19 protein-coding genes are annotated in these 25,706 nt (G+C 61.0%); 8 read left to right on the top strand and 11 right to left on the bottom strand.

Annotation, left to right across the window (positions count from 1 at the left end):
* Window positions 1-109: 109 nt before the first annotated feature.
* On the top strand, window positions 110-1,099 hold the full coding sequence (locus tag WBP06_RS20385; protein ID WP_395336685.1) for a YbhN family protein: 990 nt from the start codon (window positions 110-112) through the stop codon (window positions 1,097-1,099).
* A gap of 58 nt (window positions 1,100-1,157) precedes the next feature.
* Here WBP06_RS20385 and WBP06_RS20390 read toward each other — a convergent pair whose 3' ends face one another.
* Entirely contained in the window at window positions 1,158-1,502 is a 345-nt protein-coding gene (locus WBP06_RS20390; protein WP_395336687.1) for a DUF1476 domain-containing protein, read from the bottom strand.
* Here WBP06_RS20390 and WBP06_RS20395 point away from each other — a divergent pair.
* Window positions 1,501-2,286, top strand: a complete 786-nt coding sequence (locus tag WBP06_RS20395) for a response regulator transcription factor (protein ID WP_395336689.1) — start codon at window positions 1,501-1,503, stop codon at window positions 2,284-2,286. The genes WBP06_RS20390 and WBP06_RS20395 overlap by 2 nt on opposite strands.
* Window positions 2,287-2,329: 43 nt before the next feature.
* Here WBP06_RS20395 and istB read toward each other — a convergent pair whose 3' ends face one another.
* Both istB and istA read right to left on the bottom strand, forming a co-directional pair.
* On the bottom strand, window positions 2,330-3,097 hold the full coding sequence (gene istB / locus WBP06_RS20400; RefSeq protein ID WP_213500153.1) for an IS21-like element helper ATPase IstB: 768 nt from the start codon (window positions 3,095-3,097) through the stop codon (window positions 2,330-2,332).
* Window positions 3,094-4,545 carry an IS21 family transposase gene (gene istA / locus WBP06_RS20405; protein WP_395337541.1) on the bottom strand — a complete coding sequence of 484 codons (1,452 nt, stop codon included), beginning with the start codon at window positions 4,543-4,545 and terminating at the stop codon, window positions 3,094-3,096. The genes istB and istA overlap by 4 nt, the downstream gene beginning before the upstream one ends.
* On the opposite strand from istA, the gene WBP06_RS20410 reads away from it, so the two are divergent.
* Window positions 4,537-5,931: an acyl-CoA reductase gene (locus WBP06_RS20410; RefSeq protein ID WP_395336691.1), complete on the top strand. Its 1,395-nt coding sequence runs from the start codon at window positions 4,537-4,539 to the stop codon at window positions 5,929-5,931. The two genes, istA and WBP06_RS20410, sit on opposite strands and share 9 nt — an antisense overlap.
* Window positions 5,932-6,064: 133 nt before the next feature.
* Window positions 6,065-6,586, top strand: a complete 522-nt coding sequence (locus WBP06_RS20415; RefSeq protein ID WP_395336693.1) for a TetR/AcrR family transcriptional regulator — start codon at window positions 6,065-6,067, stop codon at window positions 6,584-6,586.
* A gap of 219 nt (window positions 6,587-6,805) precedes the next feature.
* Here the strand turns inward: WBP06_RS20415 and WBP06_RS20420 are convergent, their stop codons facing one another.
* From WBP06_RS20420 to WBP06_RS20430, 3 genes are all read right to left on the bottom strand, one after another.
* Window positions 6,806-8,563: a hypothetical protein gene (locus WBP06_RS20420; RefSeq protein ID WP_395336696.1), complete on the bottom strand. Its 1,758-nt coding sequence runs from the start codon at window positions 8,561-8,563 to the stop codon at window positions 6,806-6,808.
* Between the two features lie 318 nt (window positions 8,564-8,881).
* Window positions 8,882-9,931, bottom strand: coding sequence for a dihydrodipicolinate reductase (locus WBP06_RS20425; protein WP_395336698.1), 1,050 nt, complete (start codon window positions 9,929-9,931; stop codon window positions 8,882-8,884).
* 50 nt (window positions 9,932-9,981) lie between these two features.
* Window positions 9,982-10,734, bottom strand: a complete 753-nt coding sequence (locus tag WBP06_RS20430; RefSeq protein WP_395336700.1) for an SDR family NAD(P)-dependent oxidoreductase — start codon at window positions 10,732-10,734, stop codon at window positions 9,982-9,984.
* A gap of 244 nt (window positions 10,735-10,978) precedes the next feature.
* On the opposite strand from WBP06_RS20430, the gene WBP06_RS20435 reads away from it, so the two are divergent.
* The gene (locus WBP06_RS20435) at window positions 10,979-11,791 is read left to right on the top strand and encodes an SDR family NAD(P)-dependent oxidoreductase (protein ID WP_395336703.1); all 813 of its coding nucleotides are present in this window, start codon (window positions 10,979-10,981) and stop codon (window positions 11,789-11,791) included.
* 46 nt (window positions 11,792-11,837) lie between these two features.
* On the opposite strand, the gene WBP06_RS20440 is transcribed toward WBP06_RS20435, so the two are convergent.
* The gene (locus WBP06_RS20440) at window positions 11,838-12,635 is read right to left on the bottom strand and encodes a FadR/GntR family transcriptional regulator (RefSeq protein ID WP_395336705.1); all 798 of its coding nucleotides are present in this window, start codon (window positions 12,633-12,635) and stop codon (window positions 11,838-11,840) included.
* 90 nt (window positions 12,636-12,725) lie between these two features.
* On the opposite strand from WBP06_RS20440, the gene manD reads away from it, so the two are divergent.
* The gene (gene manD, locus WBP06_RS20445) at window positions 12,726-13,934 is read left to right on the top strand and encodes a D-mannonate dehydratase ManD (protein ID WP_395336708.1); all 1,209 of its coding nucleotides are present in this window, start codon (window positions 12,726-12,728) and stop codon (window positions 13,932-13,934) included.
* Between the two features lie 73 nt (window positions 13,935-14,007).
* Here the strand turns inward: manD and WBP06_RS20450 are convergent, their stop codons facing one another.
* The 4 genes from WBP06_RS20450 to WBP06_RS20465 form a co-directional block, all read right to left on the bottom strand.
* Window positions 14,008-15,528 carry a hypothetical protein gene (locus WBP06_RS20450; RefSeq protein ID WP_395337542.1) on the bottom strand — a complete coding sequence of 507 codons (1,521 nt, stop codon included), beginning with the start codon at window positions 15,526-15,528 and terminating at the stop codon, window positions 14,008-14,010.
* A complete protein-coding gene (locus tag WBP06_RS20455; protein ID WP_395337543.1) occupies window positions 15,521-16,780 on the bottom strand; it encodes an MFS transporter in 1,260 nt (419 codons plus the stop codon). The genes WBP06_RS20450 and WBP06_RS20455 overlap by 8 nt, the downstream gene beginning before the upstream one ends.
* A gap of 29 nt (window positions 16,781-16,809) precedes the next feature.
* Window positions 16,810-19,497, bottom strand: a complete 2,688-nt coding sequence (locus WBP06_RS20460; protein ID WP_395336710.1) for a glycoside hydrolase family 2 TIM barrel-domain containing protein — start codon at window positions 19,495-19,497, stop codon at window positions 16,810-16,812.
* A 72-nt stretch (window positions 19,498-19,569) separates the two neighbouring features.
* On the bottom strand, window positions 19,570-22,941 hold the full coding sequence (locus tag WBP06_RS20465; protein WP_395336713.1) for a glycosyl hydrolase: 3,372 nt from the start codon (window positions 22,939-22,941) through the stop codon (window positions 19,570-19,572).
* Window positions 22,942-23,572: 631 nt separating this feature from the next.
* On the opposite strand from WBP06_RS20465, the gene WBP06_RS20470 reads away from it, so the two are divergent.
* Both WBP06_RS20470 and WBP06_RS20475 read left to right on the top strand, forming a co-directional pair.
* Complete coding sequence (locus WBP06_RS20470) at window positions 23,573-23,890, top strand: 2Fe-2S iron-sulfur cluster-binding protein (RefSeq protein ID WP_395336715.1); 318 nt, start codon at window positions 23,573-23,575, stop codon at window positions 23,888-23,890.
* Window positions 23,891-24,234: 344 nt separating this feature from the next.
* On the top strand, window positions 24,235-25,542 hold the full coding sequence (locus tag WBP06_RS20475) for a cytochrome P450 (RefSeq protein WP_395336717.1): 1,308 nt from the start codon (window positions 24,235-24,237) through the stop codon (window positions 25,540-25,542).
* Window positions 25,543-25,706 lie beyond the last annotated feature (164 nt).

The raw sequence follows: 25,706 nt of genomic DNA on the forward strand, positions 1-25,706 counted from the left end.
GCTCCGATCGCCAAAGTGCGCGAGCGTGGCGACTCGCGCTTGGCAAGGAAGTGGTTGAGCTGGCGTGGTATCGTCGGCGGTTCGGCCTCGAAAAATGGGGAGACTGCGCTTGTCGGATCAACATGGGCGTCCGGCCGGCGCCTGGCGAAGCTGGTTCTTCGGGATTGTTGTCATCGCAGCGCTCGTGGGTACGGTTGCGCACTGGGGTGAGGTCACGGCCTTCGGAACCTTGATTCATCAGGCAAGGCCCGGTTGGCTCGGGCTTGCGATTGCCTTCCAGATTTCAACTTACGCGAGCCTTGCCCTCGGCTGGTCGCAAGTCCTGGCGGCAGCGGGAACACCGCGAAAGTTGGCGGAGTTGATGCGCATAGCGATTACGAAACTTTTCGCAGATCAAGTGCTTCCCAGCGCTGGAATGGGCGGCAACGTCCTGCTGGTAGACCAGCTGCGCGGGATCGGGGTGGCTCGGGGAGCGGCTGTCGCGGCCCTGCTCATCTCGATGATAGGATTTTACGCAGCCTACGCTTTCTTCGCGGTCGTGATGCTCGCTCTCTTGTGGCGGCACGACCACGCGACACCGATTGTGGCCGGCCTGGTGACGGTGTTTCTTTGCGTCGCGGTGGCCATTCCCGGCCTTGCGCTTTGGCTTCGGGACAAGGGAAGCAAGAGGCCGCCCGAAATCGTCGAAAAGATCGGTTTCGCCCGAAAACTGCTGGAAACCGTTGCGCAAGCGCCTGACTATCTGTTGCGCAATCATGCGCTGCTAGTCCGGGTTACCTTCTGCAACGCGATGATCTTTCTCGCGGATGCGGGTACGCTTTTCGCTTGTCTCAGGGCACTGGGGACTTCCCCTGGGTTTTCCACCTGCTTCATTGCCGTGATCATGGCGTCGATCGTTGTGACGCTTGGGCCTATTCCGTTGGGGCTGGGGACTTTCGAGGCCACTTCGACCGCGACTCTCCACTTGCTTGGAGTTCCGTTCGAGGCCGCATTTGCAGGCACGATGATGTTTCGCGTCCTGACGCTCTGGCTGCCGCTTGTTCCCGGTATGGTCCTGATGCGCGGAGTGTTGGGGCATCGTCATGGGGCCGGGAAGTGAAGTGAAAGGATCCCAGGATTTCCAACAAAGACTCCGGGATTTCTCATCTTGGCGATTTTTATGCGCCGCTGCGCGTCGCTCCCGGGGATGCGTCGGTGAAAGCCAGTCTGGCTTCAGCTTCCTTTGCCGTCAGTACCCTTAGGAGTTCTGTATCCGCGCAATCGACGCCGGCTGCGGCCAGATCGCAGGAGACCTTATGAAGCAGATCTTCATCGCCCGGCTTTTCAAGATCGGCAATGACGACCTTATCGGCGTAATCCTCGGCTTGTGCTGGAGAAAGCCCCATTCGTTCGGCCGCCCATAAGCCCATCAAGCGATCGCGATGGACGACAACGCGGAACCGGGTCTGAGCAGCAAGGCGGAACCGCTCTTCCTCTCCGCGCTCCCGATCCTCGAAAATCATGACAGATCCTCTCATTGTTCAATTATTTCAAGCCCTTGCGTTGAATTTTTTTGCGACGCCAACCAGGCTCGCCTTCGTGCAAGGCAGAATCGATTCTGGGAGAATGCGACTTCGAGCGCAAAATTTCTCTACGTATATGACCCAGGGCATTGAAACGGCGTGGCTCTTAGGAAATCATTGCAAAAGCGTGGCAGCCGAGGGAGAACCCTCTGGCAGGCTATCGCGGGTGCTGACATCATTTCTGGAGGTCAGTGTGAGTGACATCCAATCGTCCGGGAGTGTCGTCCATATAGTTGATGACGAAGCGAGCATTCGACGCTCCATGGACTTCTTGCTGCGTGCGGCAGGATATCGGGTCGAGCATTGGTCGGACGGGCAGGATTTTCTAAGGAACGCCGATAAGAATGTTCCGGCGTGCGTGCTTATGGATGTGCGTATGCCGGGTATCGATGGCCTCGAAGTCCAGCGCACAATGGCTGCGGAAGGCTTCGATTTTCCGGTCGTAGTCATGACCGGCCACGGCGAAATCGATCTGGCGGTCTGCGCGATGAAGGCGGGGGCAGTCGATTTTCTCGTCAAGCCTTGCGATCGCCAAAAGCTCCTGGATGCCGTTGCGCAGGCATTTGGGCTGCTGAATGATTGCGAGGTGAAACGCGATCGCCAGCAGTGGGCGAGGGGGCAGGTTGCCAAGCTGACCGAGAGGGTGTCAACGGCGGAGCAAAAGTCGGCCATGGGGCGGCGTAAAACCAGGCCATCGAGTTACACGCCGGGGGGAGTGGCGTGAGGGCGTAGCCCGAGGGCCACTCCCCCCGGCATTGGCTTGCTTTTCAGGGTCTGATTTTAGCCTTGCGGGCCCGGCTGTGAGCGAGGCGATAGCTTTCGCCGTTCATCTCGAGGATGCTGACGTGATGGGTCAGGCGATCGAGGAGCGCGCCTGTGAGACGCTCGGATCCGAAGGTTTCGGTCCATTCGTCGAAGGGCAGGTTGCTGGTGATCAAGGTGGAGCCGCGTTCGTAGCGCTGGGAGATCAGCTCGAACAGCAGTTCGGCGCCGGTCTTGGAGAGCGGTACGAAGCCCAGTTCGTCGATGATGAGCAGTTTGTATCCGACCATCTGCTTCTGGAAGCGCAGGAGACGCCGCTCGTCGCGCGCCTCCATCATTTCGCTGACCAGCGCCGCCGCAGTGGTGAAGCCCACCGACAGCCCTTTCTGGCATGCTGCCAGTCCGAGCCCCAACGCTACGTGCGTCTTTCCGGTGCCCGATGGCCCCAGAGCGATGGCGTTCTCACGCCGCTCGATCCACTCGCAGCGCGCCATCTCGAGCACCTGCATTTTGTTGAGCCTGGGGATGACGGTGAAGTCGAAGCTGTCGAGGCTTTTGACGGCGGGGAAGCGCGCGGCCTTGATGCGCCGCTCGACCATACGACGCTCCCTGTCGATCATCTCCATCTCGACAAGGCGGGCGAGGAAGCGGATATGATCGACGCCTTCAGCGGCACATTGCCTGGCGAGCTTGTGGTGCTCTCGCAGGCACGTAGGCAGCTTGAGTGCCTTGAGATTGTGAGCGAGAAGAAGCTCCGGGGTCTGATCGCTCATGCGGCCTCCTGCTGGTCGGAGAGCAGGCTCAGATAGGCTCTGGCAAAGGTCTTCTCGACCGTTGTGCGTGGCAGGAAGGGATATACGTCCAGGTCCAGCCTGGGCGGTACGCGTTCGACCCGGCACAGGACGAGGTGCTTGACGGCATCGAAGCCGATGGCGCCAAGATCAATGGCCTGTTCCACCGCCGCCTGGAGATCGGCGACGGTGAACGTTTCCAACAGGCGCAGCACCTGTACATATTCACGCCTGCCATGCTTGTGCATACGGCCTTCCATCAACCGCTGCAGTGTCGTGAACGCTTCGGGCAAATCCCAGCCCTGCAAAGGGGCAGCCTGGTCGAATGCGTTGATCTTCTGCTCGATCAGCGGGAGATAATGGAGCGGGTCGAAGATAACCTCCTCGCGGGCATAACAACGAGGATGACGGGCGATGACTTCGCTGCGGCAGCCGATCACCACCTCATCGACATAGGCCCTGATCCAGACCTCCTGATGGCCCCAGGCCACCGGAACCGAATAATCATTGGTCTTGTAGCGCACCAGGGATTGCGAGGAGACCCGCCCACCGGTCTGATCGCAGGCCTCGAAGGGTGTAGCGGGCAAAGGCTGCATGGCCGCGAGATCGCGCTGCAAGCGCTCACCGATCGTCTCGCTCTCCCCGCGCACCTTGTCCTGCTGGCGCTTGCGGCATTGCTCCTCCAGCCACAGGTTGAAGGCCTCCCAGGTCGGGAACTTCGGGATCGGCACCATGAAATTGCGGCGGCAGTAACCAACCAGCCCTTCCACATTGCCTTTCTCGTTCCCCTTGCCCGGGCGGGCATAGCGGTCGCGGATCACGTAATGCGACAGAAAAGCGCTGAACAGCGTGGCACGCTTACGCGTGCCGTCTGGCAGGATCTTCGCCACAAGACAGCGATCGTTGTCGTAGACGATCGAGCGCGGCACCGCGCCGAAGAACGCAAAGGCATGAACGTGTCCGTCCACCCAGGCTTCCGCCACTGCCGCCGGATAGGCCCGCACATAGCAGGCATCACTGTGCGGCAGATCGAGCGCGAAAAAGTAGGCCTTCTGCTCCACCCCGCCGATCTCCACCAGCGCTTCCCCGAAATCGGCCTGCGCATCTCCCGCCGGGTGCGCCAGCGGCACGAACATCTCCCGGCTGCGCTGCTCGCGCTCCCGGATGTAATCCTTGATGATCGTATAGCCGCCAGTGAAACCATGCTCGGTGCGCAAGCGGTCGAATACCCGCTTCGCCGTATGCCGCTGTTTGCGCGGGACGCCGCGATCCCCCTCAAGCCATCCATCGATGATCGCCACAAACCCGTCCAGCTTCGGGCGCGGCGGTACAGACTGACGCCGATAACCCGGCGGCGATGAAAACGACAGCATCTTGCGCACCGTATCGCGCGACACGTTGAAACGCTTCGCCGCCGCCCGTTGGCTCATGCCATCCGCGCAAGCCAAACGGACCTGAAGATAAAGTTCCACGCTGTAGATCCCCACACCTCCCTGACTTGGCAGAAAGGCTTCAAGGTGGACGACTTTTACGCCGCCCGCAGCGGGACTATCCCGCCGCTAGCGTGGCCGAATATTGCTCCGCCGTTCTCAGAGATCATCGATTTCCTGGCGGAAACGGGCCAGCGGCTGGTCGATCCCAACAACCCTTACGTCGGCGCCTGTATCGAGCGCATGGCCAAGGTAAGTCTCCAGCCGCGCGCGGCGATCGATTACATCATGCGCAACGCTGCCGAGTATCTCGATCGCCGGTCGCTGCGCGAAGTGGTCGAGCAGAACTTCCCTGATCCGCGTGCTCTGGACGAATGGATTGCCCATACTGACCACCAGGGGCGCCGCAGTTTCATCCGCGCTTATGCTCCGCGCCTGATCCATGTTCTGCCGGGCAATGCGCCGGCGCAGGGTATCCGCTCAATCGCGCAGGGTGCGCTGGTGAAGGCGGTCAATGTGTTCAAGATGGCATCGGCGGATCCTTTCTCGACGGTCGCTTTCCTGCGAACGATGGCGGATATCGATCCAGATCACCCGGTGGTGCGTTCGATGTCTGCTGTCTATTGGCGCGGCGGTGATGAAACGGTCGAGCGGGTGCTGTTTCGCCCGCAATACTTCGACAAACTGGTCGCCTGGGGCGGGGGCGATGCGATCAACAACGTCATGAAGTATATCGGACCGGGCTTCCAACTCGTCTCGTTCGACCCCAAGACTTCGATCTCGATGGTCGGGCGCGAGGCATTCGCGTCCGATGACACGTTGAACGAGGCCGCGCGGCGCAATGCAGCCGATGTGGCGATGGCCAATCAGGAAGCATGCGTGTGCAGCCGCTTCACGTTTATCGAGGCAAACCCGGAAGAGGCCGATCGCTACTGCGAAGCGCTGGCGCGCGAAATCCGCGTAGATCATATGGGCGAAGGCACACCGCGCCCGCTGGAGGCGGATTTGCGCGAACAGATCGACGTGCTGCGCATGATGGATGAGGATTACGCGGTTTTTGGCGCTAGCGACGGGCGCGGCGTGGCGATCCGATCGGAGGAGCCGGTTGATTTCCATCCGCTGCGCAAGACATCAAACGTCGTGTGCGTGGCTTCGCTGGAAGACGCGGTGAAGTTCGTCAATGTCGCCACACAGACGGTGGGCGTCTGGCCCTTCCATCGGATGAAGGATTTGCGAAACAGTCTGGCCAGCAGCGGCGCGCAGCGTGTCGTACGGCTGGGGGAGGCTGGACCCAGTGCGATAGGCAACCCGCACGATGCCATGTATCCGCTGCACCGATTTGTGCATTGGATGGCTAACGAGGATGGGTGCGAAGACGAAGATTGAGCTCTGTATCGATTGATCGCATCTGCACTAGACGTTAAGTGCAGATGCGAAGATCGGAAGACCCTTGGCCAGACCTCGCACGACTACTCCTCGTATACCCGCAGACGCCCGCGCAAAACGCTCGCTTGATGCTATGCGCACAGCGTTCCTCACTTTACTCGACACGCGCTTGCTGGATGATATCTCCATCAAGGAGATATGCGATGAGGCCGGGCTCAGCTACCCAACGTTCTATCGCCGGTTCTCGGGCAAGGAGGAACTGCTTGCCCGAATTGCCACCGAGGAAGTGCGGCGGCTTTTGTCACTTGGCTTTTCGGCCATCGAACGACCCGGCGGAGGTTTCTCCGGCAGTGGGATGTGCGAATATGTCGAGGCCCATCGCGTATTGTGGCGCACTCTCCTAACCGGCGGCGGCGCCGATGCCATGCGGCATGAATTCATGCGTCTCTCGCGCGAGTTTGCTGCCAGTCATCCCCGTGTGAATCCCTGGCTTCCAGTGGACTTGGCGGTGCCTTTTGTCGCGAGCGGAATTTTTGAAATTCTCGCCTGGTGGATGAAGCAGCCAGACGACTATCCAACCGGCAACGTGGCCAAGTTGATCGACATTCTGGTAGTTGATACGACGGCGCGGCCGCGCGTGGTCGATTTGGCCTGAAGTCCTGGATGGAGCTGCTTGGGGCAGGATGCAAGCGGCAGTGCAAGCGTGAATTGCCGAGTTTACCTCGCTGGCATCTTGCTGGAACTTTGATCCGGAGTGCTGGCCGGAACCTGCAATGGCGGTGTTCCTTCACGAAGATAGTCAGCTTGACTTATGGTTGACCCGCGCAGGAGCACGGGCCAACTGTTGAAAGGGCAAGCAGATCGGATATCGTGTTCAGCTCCCCGGTAGTGGTGGCCGGTACTCCTTGCCGTCGATCACGGTGACGAGATTCCCTTCAAGGGGCTGACCCAGGGGGGTGATGACAAAGCCGCCCGGTTCCGAGGTCTTCTTTGTTCCGATCTGTGCACCGCTTGAACGCAAATCGGAATGCCACACGATCCGTGTGTCCTTTCCAGCACCCAGCAGTTCGGCGCTTTCGGTCCCGTTTATGACATGGGCTCCGTCGTCCGTGAAATCGGCATAGCTCGCCGACACATAGGTTATTCGACCGTTTGGAGCCTTGCGGATATCGACAGCCGCCTTCCCGCCTTTCCACCCCATCATCGTGAACTTGCCGGCAGGGGCGGAGGGGTAGCGTTTGGGCATCGGAGCGCCGGGAAGATAGCGCGTGCCCCATGGAACGGTAATGGGGCTGGGCGTAACCTTGCGTCCGATTGCCAGCGGCGCGCGGCTTGGCAGGCGCGCGATCATCAGGCGGGTATGCCTGCCGCCTTGCTCGTTCGAGACGGGACAGGGCAGGGGGGTGATGCCACCGCAATCCGGCGCGGTGACCAGTGCCTGCCAATAGACGACATTCGTTCCGTCCGGCGACCAGGCAGGATCAGCGCGGGCGTTCCAGTTCGGATCGCTGGGACTTCCGGCCGCGCCATCTCCAATGTTGAGCTGCTGGCCACGATAGGTGCCTCGATCACCCCGACTGTCGATCAGGATAGGCTGGAAGAAGCGCCGCATTCCGTTGCGATAGCCATACCGTGCGCTGAGCATGACCATACGGGTAAGCTCATCGGTCAACGGCGGAATGCCCTGCATGGCGCCGTAATACATGTGCCGATCGACGGTGCGATTGTCGAAGACGACGAACCATCGGTCGTCGGGGGACATGAGGATCGGATCCGCGTAGCCAGGTGCCGACGTAAGCCGCCTCGACTGGCCCGATTGCAGGCTTGTGATGAACATGTCCACATTGCCGGATTCGGGCATCCCCATGCCAACCGCGTTTCTGCCATCGCGCGTCCAGCCTCGGGCCTCTCCGATAGCCCCCTTTGGCGGGTTGTGGATCATCCGGTCCGGTATTTTCGCGTCCGCACGAAAGGGCGCGAAGTCCGGTAAGGCGGTGTTGGTCAGGATCCACACGTCGTCGAGTTCGTAGCGAGGGGCCAGTGGCAGGCCCTCACGCGGGGCTGGATTGAATCTGAGTTTGCCGACCAGACCGTGCTGATCGATATCGGCACCGGTTGCATTCATGTGGCTCCACATCAGATGCTGGCCGTCGGGATTAAGGCGCAGTTCGCGCATTGAGCCTCCAGGCCCTGACCCGTCGGCCGTCGCATTCCAGCGGATGGGATAAATGCGAATGCGATCCGGCGTGCAATGTTCGTCGACCAGCTTGTAGCTGCCGCAGTCGACGACATTGGTACCGGCAATCAGTCTGGTATCACCGGGGAAGGCTTGGGGGTGGTCAAGACTGAGCCACGCGGCTCCATCGGGCACGCGGCGACCATGTTCATTCGTCGATGCAGGGTTGGCATCGCGGCGCGCGGCGACGGGAACGCCGCAAGTGATGCATTTCCAGGCGTCCCCGTTGGGGAAAGTGGTGCCGTCGGTCTTGATGACAACAACCTGCGGGCCGTCATAGATGGCTGCCGGATCGGGGGCGTGGGGAGCGCCGGCGAACTGGACAGTCAAGAGGACGTGCTTGGCATCGCCCATGTAGGCAGGACCTTCGACGATGCCATCATCTGCAGCCGTCATGCAGCCGGTGCCCTTGGGGTTGATCGTTGTCGTGCACGCGCCTGGTGTTTCGGATGGCGCCACTGGCGGAAGCGGCAAGCTGGATACGGAAACGGTTTCCGGTTGGGGAGCAGGCGGGCTGGTGTCCTGTCTGGCTCCCGCAAAAGTGGCGTTTGATCCAATCCCTCCACCCAGCGAGACAAGCGCGATTGCGATGCCCGCTGTGTGGATGGCCCATCGAGGTAGGCCCGCGAGGGCGGGGGTGAGCATTTCAGTTCTCTCCAGGATTTTTGTCATTGCTAACGTTAGAGGTGCGTTGTTCGGTATTCGCGCAGCCCGTCAGTCCAGGCGTGGCAATATTGTCGGCAACTCCGCCGTCGTAAGTATTCCCGGCCGCGCTGCACAGATGGCGGGTATTGCGTTAACCGGACGATGAGCGGTTAGGTTGGGAAGGGTTGCCTGACGTTCGGCCTGCGGGATGGGGAACCCTATGCTGATATCCAGCGGCGTGTCTCCCTCGACCATTACCCGCCAACCATCGGAGCGAAGGTCCCAGCCAGGCTCGAGGTCTTCGGTCACGAACCAGTTGCAACGAAAACGCATGACCGGTCTGTCGTCACAATAGCCAGTGGTCGTCATGCGCTGCCCGGCGACGGAGCCGGCAGGAATGGTGCTTTTGTGGAGCTTGACCGGTCGCCTCGCGAGCGCAACTTCGCTGGTGACTTCGAACCGGTCGATCACGATGCCGAGTGCCTGCGCCAAAGCCCGCAAGGAGTGGTTGAAGACTTCGTCCCGCTCGTAGAACGGCCGCTGTGCAAAGGCTTGGGGTGTTTCTCCGAAGCCCATGATGTTTATGAGCATCTCTTCAGAGCAGCCATCGATGCAGTTGGCGAATTCGTCGATGGTGAGCAGATCGAGGCGGCGCGCGAGCGACAGCAGGACCAGCGGCAGCGCTTCGGTGATGAAGCCCGGACTGCTGCCCGAGCTGTGAAGCGTGGCCCCGCCTTTGGTGCAGGCTGCTTCGATCCTTGCCCGGATGGCCGGGTCCATGCTGCCCGGATGGAAGAATTCCGCCCTTGTGGATGAGATATTTATGCCGTTTTCGAGAAGCGCGCAGACATCGTTGTAGTCTGTGTGTTCGGGCATGTAGAGTACGCAATCCGGCTTCAGCGCCAGAATGGACTCGCGATCCCGAACCGCAGTTATGCCTGTCGGCTCCATCCCGCACAGTTCCCCGGCGTCCATGCCCTCCTTGCCGGGCGAGTAGACCTTCACCCCGACAAGTTCCATGTCGGGGTGGGTGAGGACGGCCCGCATGGCGGCTGAGCCGACTGTGCCGGTTGCCCATTGCACGATGCGCAGCCTGCCGGCCTTTGATGGCGTGGTCATTGCATTTGCTCCTGAAACGCGGAAAGCTGGCCCGAACCGGCGGGCGTCGATCAGCCGATGAACATGCCGCCGTTTACCGCCAGAACCTGGCCGGTGACGTAGCTGGCACCGTCCGATGCAAGGTATTCGCAGGCCGCTGCGATATCGTCGGGCGTGCCCGGACGCGGGATCGGGATGTGCTGGGCAATTACTTCCAGCGGCGGGAAGGTGCCGGCGGCGATGCCCGCTTCGGCCATCGGCGTGGCGACGACGGAAGGGGGGATGGTGTTGACGGTGATGCCTTGGCCCGCGAATTCGCGAGCAAGCGCGCGTGTCAGCCCGATCACGCCGGCCTTGGCAGCCGAATAGTGGGCCCGATCGGCGGCGCCGGATTGCGCTGCCTGCGACGAGATCGTGATGATCCGCCCCCAGTTGGCGTCAATCATGTCAGGCAAGGCCGCTTGGACGGTATGAAATACACCGGTCAGATTGATGTCGACCATGCGCTGCCAGGTTTCGACGGTCACATCCTGGAAGCGGATGCCCTCCGAAATTCCGGCATTGGCGACCACGATGGCGATCGGGCCAAGTTCCTCGCGCACGGCGGCATAGGTGGCCTCGATACTGTTGCGGTCGGAAACGTCGACCTTGCGAGTCAGGATGCGAGCGCCCTGTGCGCGGAGCGTGTCGCCTTCCCGTTCGAGTGCCTCTTCCTGAACATCGAGAACCGCAACCGGATGCCCCTTGGCTGCGAACATCTTTGAGACGCCAAGCCCAATACCCGATGCTCCGCCTGTGACGACGACGACGCGATTGGCAACCATTCCTTCTCTCCCATTGTGACGTTTGGTGGGCCGCTGCCTTCGCCTTCATGTCGGCGACCACACATACTTGTTTGTGCGATAATGTGGCGCGCAACTTGCAACCTGTCCAGCCTCCAGATAGGCAAGCTGGCGTTGCGACTCGAATTCGCGATGCCATCCACGACCGGAATTCGCAGAGCACCCACCGCTTTGAACAAGAGCGGCGACGCAGTGAGTTCAGGTCGACAGAACAGGAGAATTGGGGATGCCGGTACCGGACGTTTCGGGGCGCTCGATCGAGGAGCTAATTTCACTCAAGGGCAGGAGCGCGGTTGTTACCGGCGCGGCTTGGGGGCTTGGCAAAGCCACGGCAAGGCGGCTTGCAGAGGCGGGCGCGGCCGTTCTCATCGCCGATATCGACGAAGAAGCGGCTACGGCTACGGCAAAGGAACTGGCAGATAGGTATTCTGTCGACGTGAGCGCGGCGCACCTGGATGCCGCCGATGTCGCGTCGATCACGGCCATTGCCGATCTAGCTGAAAATTGGTTCGGGAAGATCGACATCTGGGTCAACAATGCAGGCATTCCCTCGTTCTCGCCCTTGCTGGATCTGGACGTTGAGGAGTTCGATAACGTCCTGGCGATCAATCTGCGCGGTGCCTTCGTAGGCGCGCGAGAAGCCGCCCGCAGGATGATTGCGAAGGGACAGGGCGGCACGATCGTGAACGTGGCTTCGCTTGCCGGAGTCATGGGAATTTCCGAAGGGCAGGCGGCCTACTGCAGCTCGAAGCACGGTGTGGTCGGCTTGACCAAGCAGCTGGCGATCGAACTGGGTTCGCAGGGCATCCGCGTGCTCGGCGTCGCACCTGGTTTCTCGCTCACCGAGAAGACCATGTTCATCGCCGATTGGGATGAGGAGACTGTCAAAAGCTGCCCGATCCCTGGCATTGGCGCCAGCCGTCTCGGCAGGGTCGGCGTTGCTGATGATATCGCCCGCGCCATTCTCTTCTGTGCATCGGACATGGCGATGTTCATGACGGGCAGCACGTTGCTGCTCGATGGAGGCATCGCAGCCTGATAACGGGCGGTCCCTGGAGATATCAAACCAGGGACCGTTGCCCGTATCAGTCCTTCTCGGTGAGAGGTGTAAAGCGTTCTCGGGCAGCCGCCACCGATTGGCGCGCGGCTGCTACGGCTTCTTCCTCAACCGCAAAGAGAAGATGCTGAAGCACGGCATTGAGATGGGCATGCATGGCATCGCGTGCGGCGGCAGGATCGCGCCGCTCGAGCGCAGCTAGAATTGCGCGATGCTCCTCCACCATCGGCTTGACGTTGGCAGTACGAGCCTTTTCAAGCAGCAGTCGGCATTCGGGCGAGGTTGACCGCAGGGTCCAGAGTTGCTCGACGGCCTTGGAGATAGCCGTATTCCGACCGGCATTGGCGATCGTCATGTGAAATGCCCTGTCGGCATTGTCGCCCCCGCCTTCTTCAGCATTCTCTCGTCGGATCGCCGTGACAAGGTGTGCGAGCCGCTGAATTTCGTCATCGGTGATATGACGAGCCGCCAAAGCGGCAGCCTCTCCCTCGATCAACATTCGGGCTTCCACGAGTTCGAAGGGGCTGACTGCGAATTCCGGTTCGTCCGTCTCGCCCGGAAGCCGGATCACGAACGTACCTGAGCCCAACCGCGCCTCGACAAGGCCGAGCACTTCCATCGCCAGCATGGCCTCACGCACAACGGGACGGCTCACGCCCATCTTGACGGCTATGTCGCGTTCCGCCGGCATGCGGTCCCCAATGGCATATGAGCCGGAATGCATTTCGGCGATCATAGCCTTCGCCACTCGCCGGTAGAGGCGGCCGTCTTCTTCAGCCAGCGGAACGAGCTCGGATGCTCCCTTCGCTCCCGTGATCCTTTTCATAGCCTCAAGTCTCGTCTTTTTGGTAAGGCCAATAATTGGTAATTGGTAATTCAAATTTCACGTACAAGATCCTTCCATTGAGGCTGAAACATGAGAATCCAATCTGCAAAAGTGATCGTTACCTGTCCGGGGCGGAACTTCGTCACGCTCAAGATCGAGACGGATCAGGGTGTCTACGGCATCGGCGACGCGACGCTGAACGGGCGCGAAAAAGCGGTCGTGTCCTATCTGGAGGACCATGTCGTCCCGTGCCTGATCGGCATGGACCCGCGCCGGATCGAGGATATCTGGCAATATCTCTACCGGGGTGCCTATTGGCGGCGCGGCCCCGTGACGATGCGCGCAATCGCGGCGGTGGACGTGGCCTTGTGGGACATCAAGGCCAAGATGGCGGGTATGCCGCTCTACCAGCTTCTGGGCGGGCGCAGCCGCGATGGCGTGATGGTCTATGGCCATGCCAACGGCAGCGACATCGCCGAAACGGTGGAAGCGGTCGGCCAGTATATCGACATGGGCTACAAGGCGATCCGCGCGCAGACCGGCGTGCCTGGGATCCGCGATGCCTATGGCGTGGGCCGGGGCAAGCTCTACTATGAGCCCGCCGACGCGGCGCTGCCCTCGGTAACCGGGTGGGATACGCACAAGGCGCTGAATTATGTGCCGAAGCTGTTCGAAAAGCTTCGCGAGACATACGGGTTCGATCATCACCTGCTGCACGACGGGCACCATCGCTACACGCCGATGGAAGCCGCGCGGCTGGGCAAGGCGCTGGAGCCCTATCAACTGTTCTGGCTGGAGGATTGCACCCCCGCCGAAAACCAGGAAGCGTTCAGGCTGGTGCGCCAGCACACCACCACGCCGCTGGCCGTAGGTGAGGTCTTCAACACGATCTGGGATGCCAAGGATCTGATCCAGAACCAGCTGATCGACTATATCCGCGCCACCATCGTCGGCGCCGGGGGATTGACCCATCTGCGGCGGATCGCGGACCTTGCGGGCCTCTACCAGATCCGCACCGGCTGCCATGGCGCCACCGATCTCTCGCCCGTCACCATGGGGACGGCACTGCATTTCGATACTTGGGTACCGAATTTCGGCATCCAGGAATACATGCGCCATTCCGAAGAGACCGATGCGGTTTTCCCGCATGATTATCACTTCGCGCAAGGCGAGCTGTTCTGCGGCGAAACTCCCGGCCATGGCGTCGATATCGACGAGACATTGGCCGCGAAATATCCCTACAAGCCCGCTTATCTGCCGGTGGCTCGCCTGGATGACGGGACCATGTGGAACTGGTGAAGCCTGATGCGGCAGCCCGGCGCCATGCTCGCGCGGCCAAAGGCCGGATTGGCAGGCGACGGGCTGCATCGGATCAAGCGATTTCGACCAGCGCAAGCCCTTCGGCGGGAAGCTCTAGCGTCAATGTACCGTCCGCGCCCAGGCGGCGTGTTTCCACCACAGGTTGAGATGCCTGGCGGAGCTGGGCGATTTGGGCACGCGAGGGGTATTGAGGGGAGCCCATCTTCCGCCAGGCGGGCATGGGGGATCCTCGCTGCCAATCGACGAAGCGGACTTCGGCGTTCTTGCCGCCTTTGATGCCGTCCAGTTGCAAGGTCAGCCGCTTGGTGCTGCCCAGGATCTTGCGTTCGGAGGTCATGCCCGGAATTCCGCCCGGTTGCTCGACTTCCGCAAGATTCCACATCAGCACGGAAATGCGCCCGTTGATGTCCCGTGAGGCGAGAGCCGGCCCTTGCGCGGCAAGGCGCTGTGTTCCCAGGCGATGGAGCAGGCGATAAGTGTTGAACGAGGGTTTGGCGATGCCGTCGATCATCATACTCCAGCCCATCGAGCCTTCCTTGAGCATGTAATCGTCGACGCCCAGTTCTTCATACATTCCGCTGAGCGTCCATTGTGACATGCCCGCGCAATGGGGCATGCCATTGGCGATAACATGGGCAATCATTGCCGGGCTGTCGGACGACCACTCAGAGAGCCACATGGGCTTGCCGGCGAAGGGGCCGGAATCGATCGTGCGGCGGGCATTGGCCAAGGCATCGGGGATCACGTCGTTGATGCTGCGCCGCGGACTGCCCTTGCCGAAGACATCATCCTGATCATCGCCAGCGTAGACATGGGTGGCGAAGAAATCGACCGGAGCGTTGTTAGCCGCACACCACTGCCCGAAATCGCCGATCCATGCGGTTTTCGAGGTCGCCGGGCCACCAACCTGAATGCGCGGGTCCACCGATTTGATGGCTGTGGCAACGGCCTTGTACATCTCGAAATAACGCTGCTTGTCGGCAGACCAGAAGAACGACAGGTTGGGTTCGTTCCAGACTTCGAACGGCCAACTGCGCACGGTTTCCAGCCCATAGCGATCGATCATGGAAGCCGTGAACGATTTGATGAAGCCGGCAAACTCTGCGTCCGATGTCGGCGGCGTGATATTCGCGCCGTAAAATCCGAACTGGGTTTTGCCGGAAGCGAGCTTCCCCGGCATGAAGCTCAGTTCGACATAGGGTGAGATTCCGATGTCGAGCAGGCCGTCATAGACACGGTGGACGTTTAGCCAGTTTGGCCCGCCGTTACGCCGCATTTCCAGAATGCTCTTGCCGAAGACACCGAGTTCATCGTTGAGGATACCGTGGAAGCGGGCGCGCTTGAAACCGGCTTCGTTGTGGCCGATCCGCATATCCTGCCGCCATTCCTCGCGCATGGTGATCGCCGCGCGGTCAGACCCGACACATTCTTCCCAGACGTGCGGCAACGCGCCGGTAATCGCACGCGTATCGACCCGCACTGTTTCGTTCGCGATGTCGGCGGCCCTTACGCCCTTGGTCGAAAGCGCTGCTGCTGCCGCGCTCGATGCCAGAAATGTGCGGCGATCAATCATGGTATTCTCCAGGAGATTTATGAACGGCAAGGCGAGGACGAAGGAGCATCCAGAGTAAACCCGCCCCGAGGAAATCCAGCAAAGCCAGCGCGACGAAGAGAGGGGAGTAGCCGAAGATGTCGGCGCTTTGACCGATTGCGAAAGTAAAGAGCAGGCCGCCGATCCAGGCGATGGAGCCCGCCATGCCGCTTGCAGTGGCAACGGTGCGTTTATCGAACAGGTCGGAGCAAAGCGTGATCAAGGCACCATTGAGCATCTGGTGGGCAAATCCGCCGATGCAGAACAACGCGATCGCCGCGGTTGGAGTTGTGGCCAGCCCTATGCAGGCGGGCCCTGCCATCAGGAGCGCGCCAAGCGTCATGGTAATTTTCCGGGACGGGACCATTCCTGCACCGAGGCGCATGAGCAGCGGCGGTAACAGGCCAGCGGCGAGCGATCCAAAGTCGGCAGCCAGAAACGGTAGCCATGCCCATAGAGCGATGGACTTGAGATCGAGCTGCCATGTCGCGACGAGGTAGATCGGAATGAAGAAGTTGAACGTCTGCCACGCGGGTTCGGCGAGGAAGCGAGGCAGTGCGATCGACCAGAATTCACGTGAGCGCAGGACTTCGCGGCGGTTCGCTGGTCGTCCGACGGGGCGATCGCCGGCCTGCCGGCCTCCGATCTGCCCGTCTGTGATCAGGCGTTTCTCGCCTCCGCCAAGGCAGGGGTGCTGCTCCGGCGCGCGATAGGCAAACCACCATAGCCCTGCCCAGAGCAGGCTTAGCACGCCGGTCACCATGAACGCGGAACGCCATCCCCAACTGAGGATGCAAAACACCACAAGCGGCGGAGCGATCATGTTGCCCACGCTCGTTCCCATTTGAAACGCGCTGGTTGCCAATGGCCGCTCCCGATCGGGGAACCATTCCGAAACCGTCTTCGTGCCTGCGGGGATTGCCGCCGCCTCCGACGCGCCAAGGAATCCGCGAAAGATCGCCAGGCTCTGCCATCCGGTGGCAAGGCCATGCGCCATGTTGGATAGCGCCCAGGCGAGAGCGAAGAGGAAGAAGCCCAGCCGGGTTCCCAGCGCATCGAGAACTGCGCCGGCGACGGTTTGCATGACGGTGTAAGCCGCCTGGAACCCCATGACGATCCAGCTGTATTGCTCGGTCGTCATGCCGAATTCGGCTTTCACCGTCGGAGCGGCAACGGACAGGGTCGAGCGTGCGAGGTAATTGAGGATCGTGCCCAGCGTAACGAGCCCGATCATCCACCAACGCAGGTTCGCAATTTTGCGCTTCACCGGGTAATCTCAATTCCCGCCAGCGCAGAGTTGCCCGAGACGCTCGAAAATTCGAGTGTCAGGTGGCCATCGGTGACGGTGACGGGAAAGCTGCGGACCAGTTCCTTGAGCGGTGCTCCGGCTTCCTTCAAAATGTTGAGACCGCCAATGACGGACTGGCCGTTCGCTTTCACAGTGAGTGCCTGATCGGGCGACGAGGTCTTGCGCGGTTCGAACAGATGCAGGGTTACGGTCCACCGGCCGCTCGGCAGGGGAATGTCGTAAGTATAGGCCTCGCCATCGCGCCAATAGTCGAACAGAGCCGGATCGGCCGCCTCGACCTGTCGGATCGGTGCCATCGAACGCCCGCCGAAACCGACAAGGTTGAGCACGACGGGCTTTCCGCCTTTGACGAAAGTGTCCGAGCCAAAATGACGTGCGCGAAGGTCAGGCCCGGCGAGATCAAGACCGGCAAGACTGCCCGAATTGATGCGCAGGCCGTTCCGCTCGACGTCCGGCCCATTCCAGGTCGCCGTGTCGCGTAGCGTCTTCCCTCCGGCGTTCGCCGTGACCACCGCCGCATTGGGTCCGGGCCGCAGCGCGACATTCTTCCATTCGCACACAAAATCGGCACAAGACGTCGAACCGACCGGCTTCCCGTTGATCGTCAAGCTGGCCGATGGGGCATTGGAATAGGCCTTCACGTCCATGACCGGATAGGCGCGATCCGCATAGCGCTTGCCGGCAAAATGCAGGGCTGGGCTCTCGCTCCACGCGACCTTGTAGAACCAGAAGGCGTCCTTGCGTTCCTTGCGGTCCGCGGTCATCAGCCCCTTGTCGTTAAGGTCGACCGTGTCGCCTTCGTCGCGCAAGTCGCTGGAGAAGTCGAACATGGCCCAGACCCAACTGGCGAAGACGAAATCGCGTTGGTTGATGGCAGGCCACGTCTGTTCGTGGACCCAGGCCTGATACTCCTCCGGGTGAGGGCGGCCGACGAAATTGACGAAGCCGCTCAGCACATCGTCACTGTGCTGGCTGATCGCGCCGCCCGCTCCGTATTCGGTCAGCGACAACGGTAGGTCGGGGTGATCGCGATGGAACTTGTCGACCGCATCTCCAAGATCTTTCCGGGCCTGGAGGGGGTTGGGATAATACCAGCCGTAATAGCGGTTATAACCGATGAGGTCCGTCGTCCCGGCCAGCTTCTCGCCGGCAGTCTGAACCAGGGTCAGCCCTTCGCAGCAGTCGGCGAATGTGGTTGGGCGATCGGGGTCTTCCTGCTTGGCGATGGCGTTCAGGTGCTGGAGTAGTGCAAGGGGGCGTGGCGGCGCTCCTTTCTGGCCAAAACCCTTGGCGGAATCGACTTCGTTACCGACCGACCACATCAGGATCGAGGGATGATTGTAGCTCTGCCTAATCTGCTCACGCAGTTGCTGCTCGGCGTTCTGCCACAGGCTCTGCGACCCCTCGCCGCCGGATACGCTCGGAGTAGTGACGTAAGGCAGTTCGGCCCAGACAACCATTCCGGCGTTGTCGGCCAGATCGGACCATTGATCCGCATGCTGGTAGTGCGCTTGGCGAACGGTGTTCGCGCCCAGTTCCTCGATCAGCGCCATGTCCTGGGCGTGCTGTTGCGGCGTGAGCGCCCAGCCGGAACCAAGTGCGTCCTGATGTCGCGAAACACCGTGCAGCTTCACATGGCGGTCATTGAGGAAAAATCCGGCATCGGCATCGAAGCGGAAGGTGCGCAGGCCTAGCGGCTGGGACACGCGATCAAGCGTGGCTTTTGCGTCTGAAAGAATGGAGGTGACCGAATAGAGATAGGGATCGGACCGGCCGTTCCAGCGGTGCGGACGCTCCACGCTCAATTCAACGCGTTGTTCGCTGGCACCGGGTGCAAGGGTGAGGGGCTGGATGGTACGGGCCACGATTTTGCCGTGTGCGTCGCGGATCTCGGTCGCTAGCGTCAGGTTGCGGGGCGCTGCGCTTGCATTGCGGAGTTTGGTGCGGACTTCGATCGCCGCACGTTCCGGCGTAATTTTCGTGGCGCGGGCGTAGACTCCCGGACCGCCGTAATCGAGCGGATCGATCGAGGCGTCGGGAAGCTGGAGCAGCGAAACTTCACGGTAAATGCCGCCGTGCACGAAGAAGTCGCCCGACAGGGGCAGTACTTCGGAGGTCGAGCTGCCGGGTTCCACCTTGCTGTTGTCGGCACTGACAACCACGAGGTTGCGCTGCCCCGGCTTCCATGCGTCGGTCACATCGATGCGGAAGCGGGCAAATGCCCCTTTGTGCGTGCCGACAAGATGCCCATTCACCCAGACTTCGGCCAGTTTCCCGACTCCGGCAAAGTCCAGATATTGGCGATAGCCGGGCCTCGCCTTGGGCGCGTCGACCCAGAGGCGATACCATCCGACCCCTTGCCTGTTGTCGGTCTCGCTGCCACGCGTCAGCGCGTAAGCGCCGATGTGGTTCCAGCTGTGCGGGACCGAGACCTGTTCCCAGTCCCGATCGTCGAAAGCGGTCTCGGTGACGGCGGCGGGTTCCTGCCCGAAACGAAATCGCCAGCCGCGTGAAAGGTCGGTGGCAGACCGAGCGGCCATCGCCTCCGTGGCGTTCCGATCGGGCGCCGCGAAAGACGGCGATGCCAATGAGGCGACCGCGATAGCAGAGCCCAGCATCATTGTCGTCAGAAGCCGTTTCATATCGCCCACCCGTCACTCTCCCGCTTGCTTCTGGCCGCGGCTATGTGCCGGGCCGATTATGGTGTTTGAGGTCTATCGTTGTTCGAGGAGGCGCACGGGGCCGAGCAATCCTGACGGACGCAAAGGGGCGTCCTTTCGGTAAGTCGGCGTGGCCGTCCAAGTCACCTTTGTCGCTCCAGGTTGGGCGTCTCCGATGAGGCGATTGACCCACAAGTTCGCTACCCGGATCGAGACCCGGTTTTTGCCGGCACGCATCTGCTTCCCGATGTCGACGAGGTAAGGGGTGTGCCAGGCATAGCCTGCCAGCTGCCCATTCACGCGGATCTCTGCGATCTCTCGCGCCTCTCCCAGATCAAGGATCAGCGGCGTGCCCTTCTTCCATCCGCGCGGAGCCGCGAAATCCTTGGTGTAGGTTGCGATCCCTGAGAAATATCGGACGGCGGCATCCGAGTTTTCGTTGAGCGGGGCCAGTTCGGCGAGGCGGGTTTGTGGCGGTGCGCCCCGGCCGGCTTCGAATGCCACATCCCACGGTCCGGCAAGACGCGCCACTTCCGATAGGGCGACAGGCGCGATTTGGCCGGCGCCCGCTGCCGTATCCTTGCGGAAGACGATATGCACGGATTCGTCGGGGCCGAGGGTCAGGGGAACGGTGGTCACGCCATCCCGGATTGTGAAGCTGATCGGTTCCGATCGACCCGTCTCCGCGTGCCAGAGTTCGGGCACCTTGCCGGATACACGGAAGCGTGCCTGAATGGTTTCGGTCCGGTCTTTTTGGTTGGCGACGAAGTAAGCGTCGTCAACCGGAAGCTTGCGATGCACAAAGAGCAGCGCGGCACCCTGTTGCGCGCCCTCGAAGGCGAAATCTGGTTCGATTTTGGCTTGGGTCAGGGCCGCTGCCAGATCGCTTGTCGCGATGACGTGGCCGCGCCCGATCGGGGTTAGCGGTGATCCGGGCCAGAGCTTTGCCACCAGCGCCTGATAGCGGGGCGCATCTGCCGAAAGGCCTGGATCGCCGATCGGCCGGGATCCGATGATGGTGGCACCGCCCTCCGCCAGCTCGGCAATCCTGGTTAGTACGCGCAGGCTCATGCGGCTGGCGGAGCCACCGAGATAGAGCACGCGGTAACGCGCTCCGCCGGAACTCACCAGATCGGGTCCATCGTTGGAAAGCGCGTCGAACAGGGCGTCGGCATTCACGAAATCGAATGCGTTGCCGGCAGGAACGTCTGCGACCGGTTTGTCTCCGAACAGAGACGTCAACGGCGCTTCCTCACCGTAGAAATAGGCGATGTCGGCAACGTTGGTTCCCTGCTGCAGCATGAGGGAATTACGCGCAATGTAGTCCACCCACGGCCGGGCAAGTTCGCCCCAGGCTTCGTTGCGATTGAAGTCTTGCCCGAAAATGGAAAGGCGCAGGCCCGGTTTCTTGTCATCGACCGGGACATGGACCGAAGTATGAATGATGGGGCGGTTGATGCCGCTCGCGAATTCAAGATCGATCATGCGCTTGAGGTCGCTGGGAGCAAAAGCCCAGGGAGAGAGCATCGAGGTCAGGGATTCAGCGGCAACATATTTGCGCCCGTAAATGTGCGCGACCGACGCTGCACCCTTCATGTCCGCCAGATAGGTCGGCTTGGGGCCGCGGTCGCGTTGAAACGACCACGTGGCCGACATCGGCACGTCCGCCCATTTCCGCATCGCCATGTCATCGCCGAGCTGCGGGCGATGATCCTCGAGCGCTTCGCCATAAACGGCCAGACCATTGTCATGCGCAGCCTTGGCTATCGTACCGTAATGCTCGCTTGCCAGAAGGTCGGCCAAAGTCCGCCGGAAATCATAAAGGAAGCGCTCGCTATCCTGGCGCGATCCGACAATCATCCCCGTTAGCGCGGGCATCCAGGGAACAGGATCATATCCGCGCAATCGCTTGAACTGGGCAATCATCTGCGGCGTCCAGTTCGCCGCGCCGACCTCGATGCTATCGGTAAGGATGGCCCGGATACCCTTGGCACCCATGAGGTCCGGGCCGACCGTTTGGCGGTAGGTCGTGAGGTAGTGGTCCATGTAGCGCCGGACCGCATCGGCATCGTACTTGTCCACTTCAAGGCCGGTCGCCTCGAGCGGGGCGGGGTGGTTCATCGTGCCGACGAGCGAGTAGCCGAAGCGAATGATGCGCCAGCGACCGGCGGGGGGCGTCCAGTCCAGTGTCCCATCTGGCTTCAGACGATTGGTCAGGTCGATGACTTTGTCCGGAGCCACACCGGCGGAATTGGTGAGGCCAGCGTCAAGTGCGTAGTAATCGGGAACGACATCGAAGCCCGCCTTGGCCTCGACACGATTGACCCGATCTTCGCTGGTGAGATCGAACTCGGCGATGCGAATGGATGGACTTGGCTTGCCGCCGGAAAAGCCGGCGGCAAGCGCCGACAGGTCGACGCCGGCAGGGGGCGGCGCGATATTGGGAAGGCTGTTCACTTCCTTGAACGAGATGCGAAAGTTCCGTGCCGTCACGGGCGCGAAGCCGAGCGTCGTCGGCACGCGGCCTAGCGGAATGTCGGTTACGGTGCTCCACGTCCCGTCAGGAACTTCGGCTTCCAGGCTTGCCTTCAGGTTTGCACCGATGAATTTGCCCGCGCCCCCCGGGACGAACAGGGTCAGTGCCCGGATCGTTCGGGCGCCGGAGAAGCGCACGTCGAGAAGCGTGGGTCCTTTGGACGCCTTGGAAAGGTCAATGCCCGTTTCAAGGTTGCCATCCATCAATACCTTGGCATCGATGGCTTTTCCTGTGGCGTCGGCGAATGTGGCAAGGGCCGAAAGCACGTGTGCCTGAGCGGGGACTGCAACGACCACGGTATCACGGTAGAACGGTGCCGGGACATCGGGCGCCTTCTCGTTGATCGTCGAATTGGTCCCGGATGTGGCAGCTATCGACTGGTACGGTCCGGTAGCCGAGGGTGGCGAGGGAAGGGCGCGGGTAATGCGCGTTCCTCCGACAACGGTGATCTCGCTCCAGACGAGTTTTTTCATGCCATCGGCAGGCGGGACCCATGGGCCTCCGGTTTCAGACCAGCCTGGCGACGACGCGATCGCCAGTTCGAGCCCAAGGCGATCCGCTTCGCCCGCTGCAGCCTTGAACGCCGATTTCCACGCAGGGGTCATGTAGATCAGGCGCTGATCCACGATTTGCGGACTCTGGAGATTGACGTCGAACGATTGCGCCCCGCCAATGCCCATGCGCTTCATCCAGGCAAGGTCCTTGAGAAGTCCGTCTTCGGTGATGTTGCCGTTGATCCAATGCCACCACACGCGCGGACGGGCATCCATTGGCGGATCGGCGAATTCGGCCTGGAGATCGCTGGAGGTTTGTCGGGGCAATGTTTGCTTATCATCCGCCCGGGCCAGGACTGGATGGCCTGTGACGGTAAGCAAGAGAGCGAGCTTCATTACTGCGGCGCTGGCTCGAAAGGGTGTTCGTTTTGGCATAGACATGCTTTCGCCCGACGTTCGCATCAGTCGAGGCACTTGTCGCGAAGGGCCTCAGACATCTCTCCGTGTATCGCCTCTTTGTGCGACATTATGTCGCCTATAATCGCGGATCGGTAGTGTCAAGTCGGTCTGACCAATTTGGCGAAACTGTATGAAGGCCGGTCCTGCGATAGGGATTTTGGTATAGTTCGAATGTCTTGGTCAGGCCCATTACCGATTACCAAAAACGCTGTAGCGATCAAAAGCGACACCCGAACTTCATGAGGCCGGAGCGCCGCACCGCGGTACCGTGCCAGGACCAGCGGCGTCTGCGGCTGTTTCCCAACGCAGTTCCAAGCAAATAATCGCATTCGAATACGGTTGTGCCGAAGCGTTTCGCGTCGGTTGCAAATTGGCACGTCATACCGGCCAGATTCCTACGAGCTCTCTTCTGGGTTGACGCCTGCAGGCAGATGAACGTATGCGACATTATATCGCATAAAACGATGCGGCCTTGTGGCCTGTCGCTTACCGAACCGGCGGTAAGCATGCTTGGCGCAGTTCGCGGACAAAAACGCACATAGGCCGAAAGCTGAAAGAGGGCTGAAAAATGGCATCGATTACCGTGGTAGGCACGTCCGGGCAGGAAAGAGTTTTGGACGCGCGCATCGGGCAAACCGTTATGGAAGTCATTCGCGACGCTGGCTTTGATGAGTTGCTGGCGCTGTGCGGAGGGTGCTGTTCTTGCGCGACTTGTCATGTGCACGTCGAGGGCGGCCCTGCCCATGCGCTCGCGGGCATGAGCGAGGACGAGAACGACCTTCTGGACTCGTCTAGCCATCGCGGCAGCCAGTCGCGCCTATCGTGTCAGCTGCAGATTACCGATGCCCTCGACGGGCTGCGGGTGAGGATCGCACCGGAAGACTGAGAAACGAATATCCCTTCGTCCGCCAAGGGCGGGGGCAGGGAGCAGGAGTGGGAACAATGACTGAACTGGCTGATCGGGATTACTTCACCGACCATGAAATCCTCGTCGATCCTTACGCCTATTTCGAGGCGGTGAGGGGCAAGGGCACGGTCTATCAGCCCAAGGGCAAGGACTATCTGATGGTCATGGGGTTTGAGGAAACCCTGGAAATCATGCGGAACTCGGAAGACTTCTCGGCGATTATCGGGCTTCAGGGCGCATCGGCTCCGCTTCCGTTTACCCCGCACGGTTCCGACATCACCCAGCAGATCGAAGCTCACCGTGACGAATTCCACGGCGGAGACTTGCTGGTCAACCTGGACGATAATCCGCATCTCCAATTGCGGTCACTTGTCAACCGGCTGTTCACGCCGTCGCGCCTCAAGGCGAATGAGGAATTCATCCAGGCCTTTTCGGATGAGTTGGTGCGCGAAGCGGTGGCGAATGGCAGTGTCGAACTGGTCAGGACGATCGCGACACCTTTCGTCACGCTCGTCATTGCAGACCTCCTTGGCATTCCTGCCGAAGATCGCCAGAAGTTCATGGACATCATCCAGGACGCACCGCCCCCCGGCAATCTGGATGGCGAACTGGATCTCAATGCCGAAGATCACCCATTCATGATCATGGGCGGCTACTTCGCCCAATATGTAGCCGATCGCCGTGCCAATCCGCGGGAGGACATCCTTTCTGAACTGGCGAATGCTCTCTATCCCGACGGAACGCTTCCGGACGAAATGGCGATCGTCAAGCTTGGCATGTTCATGTTTGGCGCAGGCCAGGACACCAGCGCGAAGCTTCTCGGCAACGCCATGCGCTACATTGTCGATCAGCCGGGTTTGCAGGACAAGCTTCGCGCCGATCCCAAGCTTATTCCCGCGCTGATCGAAGAGGTTCTGCGGCTCGAAGGCTCGACCAAGCAGACGGCTCGCCTGGCGCGGCGGGACACCAAAATCGGCGATATTCCGGTGCCGGCGGGCACGAAGATCATGCTGTCGATTGCCGCGGCCAACCGCGATCCGGCGCGCTGGGAAGACCCGCAGGCATTCAAGCTGGATCGTCCCAAAATCCGCGAACACGTGGCCTTTGGACGCAGCGCGCACACCTGTGCGGGCGCACCGCTTGCCCGCGTGGAAGTTCGGGTCATTCTTGAAAAGCTGCTCAAGTACACATCCGATATCGATCTTGATGCCGAAATTCATGGACCGCGCGGCGCACGCAAGCTCAATTTCGAGCCGAGCTTCATCATTCGCGGTCTGGCGGAACTTCACCTCAAGTTGACGCCGGCCGCGGGTATCGATCTGTCGCCAAGTGGCTCTTCGGTGATCCAGAAGTCGGCGGCGGTTTCGCCATCGCCGGAAGTTCCCGCAGCGCCGGTTTCGGCCTCGGCTTCCGGATATTCGACCGCGGGGACCAAGCTTGCGGTGCTCCTGGGGAACCCGGGCGCCAAAGCCGTGCTCGATCAGCACTTCCCCGGCATCACGAGCGACAAGCGTATTGGCATGGCCAAGTCGATGACCCTGCGCGCTATCCAGAAGTTCGCGCCTGGCCAGTTTACGAACGAAGCCCTCGATGCTGTCGATCGGGATCTGGCCGTATTGCCGGCAGACTGAATCCGGTCGTTTGAGGCCGGCAATTTGAGGGTCAGGCTGGCACACTATCGACGCGTGTGTGCCAGCCCATCCTAAAAGCCAGAGCCCGTAATCGCCCGGGCGAATGGACAGTCCAGTTAGAGTAAATGGATTGACCATTGCGATAGTGTGGCGCACAAATCCTC

The organism is Novosphingobium mississippiense (genome assembly GCF_044029535.1).
In the GTDB taxonomy this organism is placed as follows: domain Bacteria; phylum Pseudomonadota; class Alphaproteobacteria; order Sphingomonadales; family Sphingomonadaceae; genus Novosphingobium.